10 protein-coding genes are annotated in these 13,138 nt (G+C 56.0%); 3 read left to right on the top strand and 7 right to left on the bottom strand.

Annotated elements, in window-relative coordinates; genetic code table 11:
• Nucleotide 1: 1 nt before the first annotated feature.
• The 4 genes from ACP15L_RS12735 to ACP15L_RS12720 are packed head-to-tail and all read right to left on the bottom strand — an operon-like array spanning nt 2 to nt 3,917.
• Nucleotides 2–658, bottom strand: a complete 657-nt coding sequence (locus ACP15L_RS12735) for an ABC-type transport auxiliary lipoprotein family protein (protein ID WP_170378328.1) — start codon at nt 656–658, stop codon at nt 2–4.
• Nucleotides 655–1,971, bottom strand: coding sequence for an MlaD family protein (locus tag ACP15L_RS12730; RefSeq protein ID WP_425084445.1), 1,317 nt, complete (start codon nt 1,969–1,971; stop codon nt 655–657). Before ACP15L_RS12730 ends, ACP15L_RS12735 begins: the two co-directional genes overlap by 4 nt.
• A 13-nt stretch (nt 1,972–1,984) precedes the next feature.
• The gene (locus ACP15L_RS12725) at nt 1,985–2,791 is read right to left on the bottom strand and encodes an ABC transporter ATP-binding protein (RefSeq protein ID WP_170639677.1); all 807 of its coding nucleotides are present in this window, start codon (nt 2,789–2,791) and stop codon (nt 1,985–1,987) included.
• Nucleotide 2,792: 1 nt separating this feature from the next.
• Nucleotides 2,793–3,917 (bottom strand): MlaE family lipid ABC transporter permease subunit, encoded by a 1,125-nt coding sequence (locus ACP15L_RS12720; RefSeq protein WP_425084444.1) that lies wholly within the window; start codon nt 3,915–3,917, stop codon nt 2,793–2,795.
• Nucleotides 3,918–4,169: 252 nt separating this feature from the next.
• Between ACP15L_RS12720 and ACP15L_RS12715 the strand changes: the two genes are divergently transcribed.
• The 3 genes from ACP15L_RS12715 to ACP15L_RS12705 all read left to right on the top strand — a co-directional run bounded on the left by ACP15L_RS12715 (nt 4,170) and on the right by ACP15L_RS12705 (nt 8,684).
• On the top strand, nt 4,170–6,035 hold the full coding sequence (locus ACP15L_RS12715; RefSeq protein WP_425084580.1) for a PAS-domain containing protein: 1,866 nt from the start codon (nt 4,170–4,172) through the stop codon (nt 6,033–6,035).
• Nucleotides 6,035–6,736: a response regulator transcription factor gene (locus ACP15L_RS12710; protein WP_425084443.1), complete on the top strand. Its 702-nt coding sequence runs from the start codon at nt 6,035–6,037 to the stop codon at nt 6,734–6,736. The genes ACP15L_RS12715 and ACP15L_RS12710 overlap by 1 nt, the downstream gene beginning before the upstream one ends.
• A 133-nt stretch (nt 6,737–6,869) precedes the next feature.
• Nucleotides 6,870–8,684, top strand: coding sequence for an ABC transporter ATP-binding protein (locus tag ACP15L_RS12705; RefSeq protein WP_425084442.1), 1,815 nt, complete (start codon nt 6,870–6,872; stop codon nt 8,682–8,684).
• Nucleotides 8,685–8,744: 60 nt separating this feature from the next.
• Here the strand turns inward: ACP15L_RS12705 and ACP15L_RS12700 are convergent, their stop codons facing one another.
• From ACP15L_RS12700 to ACP15L_RS12690, 3 genes are all read right to left on the bottom strand, one after another.
• The gene (locus ACP15L_RS12700) at nt 8,745–10,055 is read right to left on the bottom strand and encodes an HlyD family type I secretion periplasmic adaptor subunit (RefSeq protein ID WP_425084441.1); all 1,311 of its coding nucleotides are present in this window, start codon (nt 10,053–10,055) and stop codon (nt 8,745–8,747) included.
• Complete coding sequence (locus ACP15L_RS12695; protein ID WP_425084440.1) at nt 10,039–12,186, bottom strand: type I secretion system permease/ATPase; 2,148 nt, start codon at nt 12,184–12,186, stop codon at nt 10,039–10,041. Before ACP15L_RS12695 ends, ACP15L_RS12700 begins: the two co-directional genes overlap by 17 nt.
• A gap of 100 nt (nt 12,187–12,286) precedes the next feature.
• Nucleotides 12,287–13,126, bottom strand: a complete 840-nt coding sequence (locus tag ACP15L_RS12690; protein WP_425084439.1) for a SapC family protein — start codon at nt 13,124–13,126, stop codon at nt 12,287–12,289.
• Nucleotides 13,127–13,138: the final 12 nt, after the last annotated feature.

Below are 13,138 nucleotides of genomic sequence, written 5' to 3'. Positions count from 1 at the left end.
TCTATTGCAAAGACGGTCGGGGATTGTTGGCCGCGTGCGAGTGGATTTTACGCACGCTCCACTCCACGGCATCGCGCATGGTTTTGCCGAGCGCGATGTCGAAAGCCTCTACCAGATCAGGGGTTTGATCGCTGGCCGAGACGACATATTCGCGGAATGAGCTTGAGGCGATGATTTTGTCTTCGAACTCGTCGATGATCTTGATGTTCATCCGCACCTCGACCCTTACTGACGTGGAATCCTCAGTTTCCGATACGACAAGACCCTGAAATTCACGCAAGTCCGGTTGAATAACATAGTCCGCGCGCAGTCCGACCGTAGATCGACCCACCGCAGCAACCTTGCCTGAGTTCTCAAAGCTCTCGACCATCAGCGCCTGCACGATCAGCGGCGCGCGATCGACCCAGCGCGCTTGCGGCAGGTATTGCACTTGAAGCGCAGTGGGCTGAATGGCGATCTGGTCGGTGTTGACAGCGGCCGTCGCCGTCGGCTCTTGCACAACGATCTGCTTTTGGACCCGCGGCAGCGAAGAAGAAAACGTGCTTTTGGGCGTAAGCAGATAAAGGTTGTTTGGTTTTGAGGCCTGTCGCAGCGTACCAAGACCGGCGCAGGCCCCCAGCAACGTCAAAGACAGGGTCAGAAACAGGGTCCTAATCATTGACGGAACTCCGATGCTTGGGTGCCCAGCAGGAACCGTGCCGGGTCGCGTTCTATTCTGTCAGCCAAGCGGTCGAGGGAAATGACCAGCCGCTGCGCCTCTTCGACAAAACGGACGAATTGAGGCAGGCCAACGCGTAGGAAGTTCGACACTTGCCGGCTGTTGTCTTGTACGATCTTGTCGACCGTTCCCAGCAGCTCCTTCGCTGAGTTCGAGGCGCTGAGGACATCGTCCGAGATCTCGTCGATTTTATTGGTGATGTTCGAGACGGTCTCGGTCACCTGATTGGCTGCTTTGCGGATGTCTTCAGCCACAGGAGCCACGTCTTCGTCTATCACCCGGTTTGCTGTGTCAAAGGCACGCTCGGCCGAGGCCAATACGCCCTTGGTCGAGTCCATCGCGGTGGTGATTGACGCCAGCGTGGTGTTGGCATTCGCCACAGTTTCGGTGATCACTCCTAGCGAGACACTGGCCTCATTCGACAACCGCGTCAGGTTCTCGGCCAGTTCCGAGCCGCGCTGAATAAAGGGCTTGATGTCTTCGGCCATGACGCTGTTTGCCGTTGTCAGGGTTGTTTTGGCTTCATCCAACGCGCCTGTCGCCGAGTCCGCTGCTGTTTTGACCGATTGCAGCGTCTCGTTTCCGGTTTGAAGCGTGGTTTCAGCCGCAGCGATCAGCGGGTCGAGACGTTTGGTGAACTCACCGATATCCTTGGCCGCATCGCCGATATTGCCGGAAACGGTTTCAAAATCCGACATCGTCTTGTCCAGACGCCCGGTGGCGGAAGCGAGGTTTTCGAGAATATCTGAGACGGCCTTGCGGTTCTTTTCATCGACGACCGAGTTCAGCTCTTGCAACAGTGTGATGGCTTCATCCAAAACCTTCGGCGCGCCTTCGAACAGAGACTGAATTGTACTGCGTTTGCTTTTAATCACGCTGTTTTGCGGCAGACGGGCGGCGGTGGTCGATCCTCCTGTCAGTTCGACATAGCCAACGCCGGTAACGCCAAGCGACTGCAATTGGGCGATCGTGTCTTCTGTGACGGGGATATCTGCATCGACCTCAATCCTCACCCGTACTTTCGAGGGGTCGTCATCATCCAGATTTAATGAGATCACCTGACCCACAGGAAGGCCGTTGAAACTGACCCCGCCAGCGGCCGACAGGCCAGAAACGTTGTCGAACAACACGTCATAGTAGGCGTATTGGCGGGTCACCTCGAACTTGGCGAGCCATAGGAAAAAGCCAAAAACCCCCAATAGTGCTGCAAGGGTAAATGCGCCGATTAGAATATAGTTCGCTCGGGTTTCCATCGCCTTACCTGCCTTACCCCTTCTGCTGTGCCGCGCGGGCGCGGGGGCCTGTGAAGTATTCCTGAACCCAAGGATGGTCGACCTTGGTCATCTCTTCTATCGGACCTTCAACCAGTACGCGTTTTTCTGCAAGTACCGCGATGCGGTCGCAAATCGCATACAGACTGTCCAAATCATGGGTGACCATGAAAACCGTCAGGCCCAATGCCTGCTGCAACTCTCGGATCAACTCATCATAGGCGGCGGCACCGATTGGGTCCAAACCAGCGGTGGGCTCATCTAGAAACACGATCTCGGGGTCCATGGCCAAGGCGCGAGCCAGCGCGGCCCGTTTGCGCATCCCGCCCGAAAGTTCGGATGGAAACTTGCCGCAACTCAGCTGTGGCAGACCCACTAGGCTGATCTTCAATGCGCCCAGAGATTCCATCAGTTTTTCGCTCAGGCCAGTATGTTCGCGCAGCGGGGCCATGACGTTCTGCAAAACGGTGAGCGAGGAAAACAGCGCACCATCCTGAAACGCCACGCCCCAGTGGCGTTCTATACGGCGGCGATCTTCCTCGGGTCCATTCAGGACATCTACGCCTAGTACCTCGATGCTGCCTGCCGCTGGCGTGTTCAGCCCCACAATCGTGCGCAGTAGTACCGATTTACCGGTGCCCGAGCCGCCAACGATGCCCAAGACCTCACCCCGCCAGACATCGAGATCCAGATTGTCATGGACAACCTGCGGCCCGAACTGATTGCGCAGCCCGCGCACGCGGATCACCGCCTCGCGTTGCGCATCTGCCTGAGTGGTCTGATGTTGCACCGTGCCGTCCATGTCAGATCCCAATCTCAGAGAAGAAGATCGAAAACAGGGCGTCGATGGCGATCACCATGAAGATCGACTGCACGACCGAGGCCGTGGTGCGCTGACCCACGCTCTGGGCCGAGCCTTTGACCTGCATGGCCTGCCAGCAGGCGATCACGCCGATGACCAGCGCGAAGAAGGGCGCTTTGATCAACCCAACCGCCAATTGCCAGACATCGGTACTTTCGTTCAACCGGGTGACGAACATGCCGGGGCTGATGCCAAGGTCGATCCAGCTCATCAATCCACCGCCGAAAAGGCCCGCCAGATCGGCGACAAAGCCTAGGATCGGGAGCATGATCAACAGGGCCAGGACACGCGGCACCACCAGCACCTCGATTGGGTCCAGACCCAGCGTGCGCATGGCGTCTATTTCCTCCTGCACCTTCATCGACCCGATTGATGCAGTAAAGGCCGAGCCCGACCGACCGGCAACAATGATAGCGGTCAGAAGGATTCCAAGCTCGCGCAGTACCGAGATCGAGATCAGCTCGACCACGAAAATCTCGGCCCCAAATTGTTTCAGCTGCGTGGCCCCCTGAAAGGCCAGAACAACGCCGATCAGAAACCCCATCAACGCCACGATGGGCAGGGCCTTGAACCCGGTTTCCTCCATATGCGTAAACAGGGCAGCCCGGCGCAAACGCCAGGGCATGACCAATGTGCGCCCAAGCCGATGCAGCGTTAGACCTAGGAACCCCAGGATCGAGAGCGTGTCCGTCCACGCGCCAACCGTTTTCTGACCCACGCTGGCGACCCAATCCACGGCATTGCGGGGTGGGGCTAGTTTTCCGGGATGGTCTGGGATGTTCTTCGATACGGTCTCGATCAGTGCGGCATGGGCCGGTTGAACACCCCGGAATTCCAACTTAGCGCCAGCCTTCGTGAACCGCTTGGCAAGATCCGCAACCAGCCACGCGCCGCTTGTATCCAATGCTTCCACGTCCGACAGATCCAGCGTAACATGACCGCCCTCTGGCTGAATGCCTGCAAAAGGCCCCTCGACCGGAGAAAGCAATTGCGTCAGCATTTCGCCTGCAAAGCGGATTCGAGTGCCATCGCTTTCGCGTTCGGCAGAAATGGTTGGGCTGCTCATATCTGTATGTGATGCAAAAAAGCCTGAATCTGCAATGGTTGTATGCCTTTGTTGCCGGATTTACAAATCTGGGATTGCGAGGCTGCGACACTTGCAGCTTGCACGCCACGGTTGTTTGGCGCGGAACTGCTTGCCGATTGTGAGACAAATCAACCGTCTGGGTGTTCGCCTCTACACCAAGTCTAAATCAGATGCTACGGATAGGCCGCAGGGAGGGCGATCTTGACCGTTAGCGAGACACGCATCAAAGCGATGACGACTGCCGGGCTGAATTTGATCGGTCAGGCACTGTCGATCTACGACAACAAACTGCGTCTTGTTCTAAGCAATCGACGCTTTCAAGAGATGTTCGGTCTTCCCGACGACCTTGTGCAACCCGGCGCGTTGTTTCGTGACACGATTCACTTCCTCGTCACCCGCGGAGAATACGGGGCCGAGGGCGATGTGGATGAAATGGTGCAGCAGCGCGTCGAGCAAGCTATGGCGTTTGAGCCGCACTACATGGAGCGCGTCCGCCCAAACGGGCAGGTTGTCGCTGTTGAGGGATCGCCTCTGCCGCAGGGTGGTTGGGTGGCGGTTTACACCGATATCACAGGCACCAAACGCGCTGAAAACCTGCTGCGCGCCCGATCCGAGGAGCTTTCGGACCAGCTTCTCAGCCATACCGAGGAACTTTCGGCCACCAACCGCAAGCTTGCTGCCACCATCGCCGCGTTAGAGGAGGCCAAGCGCGAACTGACCGAGATCGAAGCCCGCACGCGCATGACGACCGAGATGATGCCCGCCCATATCGCGCATCTCGATGTCGAAGGGCGCTACGACTACTCAAACCGGCGGCTCAGCTCGGTGCTACCGGGTCGCCCGTCGGATATTCTGGGGCTGCATATTTCCGACGCCCTTGGTCTACACGCTTTTTCACGAGTCGAGCCGCATCTGTCAAAAGCCTATGGCGGAGAAACCTCCGTTTTCGAGTTCACGGAAGAACAGGATTCCCGCCGCATTCGCGTGTCCTTTACCCCTGATGGGGAAGGAGGCGTCTACATCATGTCCGTGGACATCACCGAGGAAACCCAAACCCGCGTTGCGTTGCAACAAACGCGCCGCCGCGAGATGGCCGCGCAGATGACCAGCGGGTTAGCACACGATTTTTCCAACTTGCTGACCATCATTCTGGGGATGCAGGGGCGGCTGGATAAGATGAACCTGCCCGAAGAAGCGCATGAGTTGATCGCGGCGACCCGCCAGACCGCACAGCGCGGCGGGCAGCTTTTGAACCGGATCGCGGATATGACGGGGAACCGGACGCCGCAGCCCAAAGCGACGGATATGCTTCAATTGCTTGAGGATTTGCGCATTCTCGCCTCACCTTCTTTGCCGCGGGGGGTGGGGCTGTCGGTGGTCAACACTCTGCCGGATCAGGCCCTGATGCTGGATCCGGGGATGGTGCAGGATGCCTTGCTTAATTTGGTCCTGAATGCCCGCGATGCTTGCGGCAACAACGGTCAGATCACCATCAGCGCCCATGCAATTGGCGCGATTTGGGTTGAGATTACAGTCTCTGATACCGGGCCGGGGTTCTCGCTCGAAGCGTTGGAGAAGGCACTCAATCCGTTTTTCACTACCAAGGGCAGCGACGGGTCTGGCCTTGGTTTGCCAATGGTCTATGACACGGTGAAACTGGCCGGAGGGGACCTGAGCCTGAAGAACACGCCTTCGGGTGCGTCGGTGGTATTGCGGCTTCCCTACCGTCCTGCGCCCCCCATGCGCGGAGGATTGGTTCTGCTGGTCGAAGACAATCAGGACTTGCGCCTCCAGTTCCGCGACATGCTGATCGACTTTGGATTCTCTGTCATCGAGGCAACCTCGGTCGACGAGGCGTTGACGCTGGTGAGCGAACTGGATGACATTGTTCTGGTCCTGTCCGATATCCGGTTGGAAGGGGAGGCAACCGGGCTGGACCTGATGGAGCATCTCAAACCCCGGCTGCCATGTATCTTGATGACGTCGTTGCCATCGACTGATCCTGTGTTGAAGCGCGCGATCGGTCGGGTGCCGGTCTTGCACAAACCGTTCACTCCCAAACAACTATCGGCTTTGATCCGAACCGAGGCTGCTTGATGACTCAACCTTTGGTGACCATTCTCGATGATGAACCCGAGATCCGCCATATTCTGACGGAGACCCTGCAAGACGCAGGTTTTCGAACGCAAAGCTTTTCACGAGCCCGAGAATTCGAGGCCGCGTTGAACCGTGTGACGCCCGATGTCTGTCTGGTGGATCTGTCCCTGCCAGATACGGATGGTCTGGCGCTGGTGCATCGGCTGGCGCTGGAACAGGGCGCCGCCGTCATCATCATTTCCGGACGTGCGCAGGTGCAGGACCGGGTCACCGGGCTAGAGCTTGGCGCCGACGACTACATCACCAAACCTTTCGACCCCGCCGAGGTCGTTGCGCGCGTGCGGGCGCGTTTGCGGGCGCCGAAGGGGCAGGTGGCGCATTCGAAGACGGCCAGTTTCAACGGTTGGATCGCGCATTTTGACCGCTATGTTCTTGAGGACCAAAACGGTGCAGAAACCGCGTTTAGCCATGCAGAAGGTGAAGTGCTGCGTCTGTTTCTCGAAAGTCCCAAACGTCTGATTAGCCGCGCCCAGATGCAGGAAACGCTGGGCGGCGCGGCTGGTGAGAGCTTTGATCGTGCAATGGATGTGCGTATTTCCCGCCTCAGAACCAAGTTGGGTGAAGATCCCAAAAACCCGCGATTGATCAAAACGATCTATGGCGCAGGCTATATTTTCCTGGGCGATGTGGTCTGGCACTGAAGGTCCCGGTGCGCGCATTTGACCCTGCTTCAAGGATATCTGCACGGGTGGGCTGGAAAGTCGGGCTTGTCCTGATTAACTAAAGCGACCTCGACGACCGAGGGGCAGAGGTATAAGACACCGCTGTTTAACCGTGCGGTTGCCCGATAAGGGCGGCTACAACGACGATCTGGAGTGTGAAATGATCGGCAAGGCCTGGGCAAAATGGCGATCGGGCTATATCGGAAGGCTTGTCGTGGAAAGCCTGCGCAAGCAAGGATGGATGTACGGCATCGCGATGGGTGCGATGGTAATCGTTGCTGCCACGACCGCTGGTACGGCTTGGATGATGGAGAACATCGTTGATGCCATGACCACCCCGGAAATGAGGTCTCAGGCACATTGGATCGCGCTTCTTGTTGTCGGGTTGTTCGGCGCTAAGGCGTTCGCTTCCTATATTCAGTCGATTTTTTTGGCGCGCGCGGGGAACCGAATTATCGCAGTCCAGCAGGAGCGGTTATACAATCGGCTTCTAAAGCGCGGCATTGGGTATTTTGCCGAGATTGAATCCTCGAACCTGTTGATGAGGGTCACCGCAGGGGCGGGTGCCGCCCGGAACCTGGTAAACATCATCGTGACCAGCTTCGTGCGCGACGCGCTCACGCTTGTGGGTCTGATTGTCGTCATGATCTATCAGCAACCGCTGCTGTCCGTGCTGTTTTTCGTCGTTGGTCCGGTTGCGTTGATCAGCGTGCGCTATCTGTTGAAAAACGTGCGGCGCATTATGCAGGCCGAGTTGAAATACCTCTCCGAGATCATTCAGGTCCTGCAAGAAACATCGAACGGGATCAAAGTCATTAAGGTGTTCAGCCTTGAAAACCGAATGACCGACCGGATGAACACTGCGATCAAACGCGTCGAAAAACGCTCGAACGACATCGCCTCTTTGCAGGCCATCGCAAGTCCGTTGATGGAGTTTCTGGCGGGTCTGGCAATTGCTGGTATCCTGGTAGTCAGCACATTGGGGATCGGTGGGGCTGAGCCTCCGACTGCGGGTCAGCTTATGTCGTTTATCACGGCCTTGCTGATGGCCTATGAACCTGCCAAGCGCTTGTCGAAAATGCGGGTTTCGATCGAGACCTGCATGGTGCCGATTGGCATGATGTTTGAGCTTCTGGATGAACAGGATTCGATGCAGGAGCATGCCGAACCAAAAGAGATGATTTCAGGCCCTGGCGAAATCCGCTTGCGTGATGTGACTTTTGGGTATCAAGGGGCATTGCCCGTGATCAAAGATATGGATGTCACTTTCGAAGCGGGAAAAACCACGGCGCTCGTGGGCCAATCCGGAGGAGGAAAATCCACGATTTTCGGCCTGATCATGCGGTTTTACGACCCCAACCATGGCTACGTTGAGATTGACGGCCAGGATCTGACCGAGGTCAGCTTTGCATCGCTGCGCCGTAAGATATCCTATGTCGGGCAGGACACGTTCCTGTTCTCAACCACCGTCATGGACAATTTGCGCTACGTAGCGCCCGACGCGACGGATGACGAAATTTTTGCAGCTGCGCGCGCTGCGCATGCGCATGACTTCATCTCTCAGTTGCCAAAGGGTTATGACACTCAGGTAGGGGAAAACGGAGCTTTCTTGTCCGGAGGTCAGAAGCAGCGGATCGCAATTGCTAGGGCGATTTTGCGCAAAGCAGAAATCCTTCTGCTGGATGAGGCCACAAGTGCGCTCGACGCAGAATCTGAAACTCTGGTCAAAGAGGCATTGGACAAGTTAACGGAAGGGGTCACGACAATCGTAATTGCCCACCGGTTGTCGACCGTATTGGAAGCGGACAACATTATGGTCGTTCAGGATGGTCAAATCGTTGAGCAAGGGACCTTGAATGTGTTGTTGGAAGAAAACGGCGCATTCAAACGTCTATTTGACCAGCAATTCAAAAAGCCTACCTCCTGATCGTACTTCGATTTCCCGCGACTTCATTGACTTGAATTTGTTGACATGACCAAGCCTGCGTTATTCTCGCAGCGCTTGGTCCTTAATTTTCACGACCGGTTGGATCAAATAGTCCAGAACGGTTTTGCGCCCAGCCAGAATGTCGACCTCGGCAATCATGCCAGGAATGATTTCAACAGCTATCCCCGAGGCGTCGAGCATCGTGCCGTTGGTCCGGATCTCGATGACAAAGACCTCTTCGTCACTACGCTCGGACCGGGTGATGGTATCTGCGCCAATTCGAACAATTTCCCCGTCCAGTCCTCCGTAGCGGACGAAATCATAGGCGGTGATTTTGACTTTGACGGGCTGTCCCGCATGGAGAAACGCTATATCTTGCGGGCGAACATAGGCTTTGACCAGTAAACTGTCATCCAGTGGAACGATCTCGACCAACTCCTCCCCGGTGCGGGCAAGACCACCAATCGTGGTACGGTGGATGCGGTTTACGATGCCGCGCGCCGGAGATTGAACGTTTGCGCGGGACGCCCGATCCTGCAAAGCTGGCAGCATTGGTTCTAGGGCGGACAGTTCAGCGGTTGCGACGGCGAGGTCGGTCAGAGCATTGCTCCGAAATCTGCTGCGCGCCGCTCGGATTCGGTCGTCAATCTCTTCCAGACCGGTTTTTAGTCGACTGGTCGCAGCCTCGGCTCTGACCCGGCGACCCTTCCATTCCGCCTCGCTGCGCCTAAGCGCCAAAAGTGTGGTCGCGGGTTCCATTTTGCTGGCGACCAGAGGAGCCATCATCGCCCTTTCCTCAGCCAGAGCATTCAGTGTCTCTTCGGCGGTGACCTGATCTACCAATCCTTCTTCGTATTCCCTATGGCGTTGTTGTTGCTGTCGCAGCAAGATGCTAATTTCAGCCTGCAGTTCGGCTTGCCGGCCCTGATACAAAGCCCTTTCAGATTGAACGACATCCGGGGCGCCTGTGACGAGCGCAGCGTCAAACTGAAGGTTCCGCCCCTCGATCTCGGACTGTAGCCGCTGGATTCGAGCCATCAGGCCAAAAGCACGTTGTTGTTTCTGTCTCAACTGACTGTCGATTTGGGTCGTGTCGAATTCCATCAACAAGGTGCCGGCTTGAACCACTTGGCCTTCTCGCACGTGGAGTGCCTTCAAAACGCCTGGTTCTGTAGCTTCGATGATCTGGATGTCTCCAGATGGCACGATCCGGCCATCTACGCGGGTTACGTCGTCCAACTCGGTCAGATAGGCCCAAAGCCCGGCTGAAAGGAGGCACGCGAGAATTGCCATTAGCAGTAGAGAATTCCGCAAAGGCGAGGCTCCGCGCATAGCGCGTGCCAATGAGGCAAGATCATGATGCTGCGACATTCAGGTGCCTCCTGTTTTGGCGTGCATGTTGTGATAGAAGGCTTTTTGGCCCGTCTTTCGCGATTTGGCCGTCGTCAATGACGATAATGCGGTCCACCAGCTCCAAGAGGCTAGGACGGTGCGTGACGATGACCATCGTCGTGTCCGGGGTCGCCTGCCTGAGGCGATTCAGAACGCGCGCCTCGGTTTGAACATCCATGGCGCTTGTCGGCTCATCCAGCAGTAGAACCGATGGCTTGCCAATCAACGCTCGCGCCAAGGCAATCGCTTGTCTTTGTCCACCTGAAAGCCCTTCACCCCTTTCCGCAAGCTGTTGATCATAACCTGCTGGATGGCGCGCTACAAAATCCTCAACGCCAGCAATCTGCCCGGCTTCAATCACGTCTTCGTCGCTCGGTCTGATGGTGCCACTGGCGATGTTTTCGCGGATCGAGCCGGAAAACAGCCAAACATCCTGTAAAACAGAGCCGACACCGCGCCTTAAATCGCCAGGGTCAATTTGTCGAATGTCCAATCCGTCCAGCATGACCGACCCGACCCGAGGCGTATAGAGGCCCAGCAACAGTCGCGCTATCGTGCTTTTACCCGAGCCAATTTGGCCAAGGATTGCGACTTTCTCACCCGGGTTGATAGTGAAGGAAACACCTTTCAACGTATCTTCGGATTGATCCGGGTATGCGAAGTGAACGTTACAAAACGAGATTGCACCCTTGAAGCGTGAACGACCGAACCAGGTTCTGCCTTCCGGTCGCTCACTATCCGCCTGCATAATCTGGTTGAGGTTTCGAAAAGCGCTGCGCGCCTGATTGTAACGCGTCAAAGTCTGCGCCAATTGCCCCAAGGGTGCCAAGGCGCGACCTGTCAACATGACGGCGGCGATCAGGGCGCCCATGCTGGCTTGTCCTTCCGTGACTAGAAAAACGCCATAGAAAACGATCAGCACCTGCGCTGCCTGTTGTGTAAGGCCGGTCAGGTTCAGTGCGAATTGTGTAATCGCGCGACTGCGCACTCCGTGGTTCGATTGTCGTTCTATCGCGCTTTCCCAACGGGAGCGCATCTGACGATCCGCAGAGCTTGTTTTAATGGTCTCGAGGCCAGAGACGGTCTCAACAAGAACCGATTGTTTGGATTGACCATCCTTGAATTGGCGTTCGGTCAACCGCGATAGCATGGGTTGGGCGAGCAAACCGGTCAGCAGAACAATGGGTACTGCCATCGCAGGAACGATGGCCAGTGGGCCGCCCACCAAGTAGATCACCAAGACAAACAGAGCGATGAAGGGTAGATCGACGATCGCAACCAATGTTGCGGATGTGAAAAACTCGCGCAGAGTTTCGAACTCGCGAACTGTATTTGCCATCGCGCCGGTCGATCCGGTGCGAGATTTCATTTGAATATCGAGTAACTTGTCAAAGATGCGGCGTCCCATCAGCCGATCAGCCTTTTGACCGGCCTGATCAATGAATCCAGCTCTTAGTATCTTGAGTAGGAAATCGAAGCCAAGAGCGAAGCCCACGCCTATGGTCAGTGCAATCAGAGACTCCGTTGCTTCATTTGGAAGTACACGGTCATAGACGACCATGATGAAGATAGAAGTTGAAAGCCCTAGAAGATTGGCGAGCGCTGCAGCGAGAATGACCTGAAAATAGGACCATCGACTGGCGGCTAAAGCAGACCAGAACCAATGTCCAGACCTTTGGGTCTCGCTATTCGTCAAGATATCTTGATGGTCTCGGCGAAATAGGATTGCGTAGCCAGTATACGCTTTTTCAATCTGCTTTTCAGGAATTGTCCCGGTTCCAGGCCCGATGCAGGGGTCGTAGACCAACAGCATGCCGTCATCGCTGCGCCCATGATAGACAACGGATCGTCCCCCCTCCAGCAAAAGTATGGCTGGTGACAAGTCGTCATCCAATTTGCTAAGCAAGCGAGTGCCATACCCCGCCTGAAGACCGCTTTGGCGGGCAAGCGCTAGCGCATCACTTATCGAGAGGCCGTTTTCCAAATTTGACTGTGCGGCAAAGAGAGATGCTTTTGTTATTGGACGTTCAAGTGTCTCACCCACATGCAGCATACACTTTTCTAGTTCTGTTAAACGAGATGTGTCCGGTTGGGATTCGTGCCGCGTCATGTCTCAGTTCCTCTTCGGCAAGTTAGGGCAGCGAAGGAATGGAGTGCGTCCGCTGATTGAACCTGTTTTCGGTTTTGGCCCGCTGCATGGCAACCAGGGGTCATTGGGCATAAGCGTGTAGCTCCGAATTCGGCCCCCAAGAGGTTTCGTTCGTTTGCGCATCGGCCAATGCAGACAAGAAGCCGTCGGCATTCGTCTTCCGCGAAAGATCCACCGAGCTCGGATTTTGTGTCATTCGTGATTGTGCTTGGGCCAACCAAGCTATGTGAGACAGTGAGACCTGATGCGCGTGGACTAGCTGCAGAGCGCCACAAGTTGCAAGTGTGGCCAGTTGCCTATTGGTCAAACTGTTCAACCCATCGGGCGAGATACCCCAACAGCCCTTTGGTAAAGAGCAACCCTCATGTTGGGTGAGTGGGGCCAACAAGTTCATATCCGCAAGCACATCACAAATGGCCTTTGTGGTTTGTGCTGACGACATTCGACTTTGGAAGAACCTCTTTACGGCTTCAAGATTGGAAGAAAGCGCTCCTGTTTCTCGGTAGAACGCCTCATCTCTGGGGTCATCACTGATCAAGCCAAGGGATTCGTCGATGAGCAATTGGAATTGAGCGTCCTTGACCTGCCCACCTCTTGGCATTGGTTCGGCATCGAAAGGCGGGCACCTCATCGCAGAGGGCAAGTAGGGCGCCAACCATATGCCTGTTTCAGACACAAATGAGTTTTCAGCCTCTTCTGTCAGGGAAAACACTGCGACCAGCTCTACCCCGCTCTCCGTTTTGCGGAACACAAGCGGGAAAGCAGCCGCTACGGGGAAAACTTCTGCCGCAACAACTGAACATTCGGTCACGTGCCTTGTATGATCGAATGAGGTGAAGCGTTTCCAGAACTTGTGACCATGCCTCTGGAATGAGAGGGGTTTGAGGTGGGTTTTTGACATGGCTGCCTTCCA

It is taken from the genome of Ruegeria profundi, assembly GCF_049800715.1.
GTDB lineage: Bacteria > Pseudomonadota > Alphaproteobacteria > Rhodobacterales > Rhodobacteraceae > Ruegeria > Ruegeria profundi_A.
Note: the sequence above shows the minus strand (reverse complement) of the source record. Positions and strands in the feature narration are given on the sequence as shown.

Bases quoted from the DNA above. Each gene is read 5' to 3' on its own strand.
- ACP15L_RS12725 (WP_170639677.1), bottom strand. From the start codon at position 2,791: ATGGACGGCACGGTGCAACATCAGACCACTCAGGCAGATGCGCAACGC.
- ACP15L_RS12710 (WP_425084443.1), top strand. From the start codon at position 6,035: ATGACTCAACCTTTGGTGACCATTCTCGATGATGAACCCGAGATCCGC.
- ACP15L_RS12720 (WP_425084444.1), bottom strand. From the start codon at position 3,917: ATGAGCAGCCCAACCATTTCTGCCGAACGCGAAAGCGATGGCACTCGA.
- ACP15L_RS12700 (WP_425084441.1), bottom strand. From the start codon at position 10,055: ATGTCGCAGCATCATGATCTTGCCTCATTGGCACGCGCTATGCGCGGA.
- ACP15L_RS12730 (WP_425084445.1), bottom strand. From the start codon at position 1,971: ATGGAAACCCGAGCGAACTATATTCTAATCGGCGCATTTACCCTTGCA.
- ACP15L_RS12690 (WP_425084439.1), bottom strand. From the start codon at position 13,126: ATGTCAAAAACCCACCTCAAACCCCTCTCATTCCAGAGGCATGGTCAC.
- ACP15L_RS12715 (WP_425084580.1), top strand. From the start codon at position 4,170: ATGACGACTGCCGGGCTGAATTTGATCGGTCAGGCACTGTCGATCTAC.
- ACP15L_RS12735 (WP_170378328.1), bottom strand. From the start codon at position 658: ATGATTAGGACCCTGTTTCTGACCCTGTCTTTGACGTTGCTGGGGGCC.
- ACP15L_RS12695 (WP_425084440.1), bottom strand. From the start codon at position 12,186: ATGACGCGGCACGAATCCCAACCGGACACATCTCGTTTAACAGAACTA.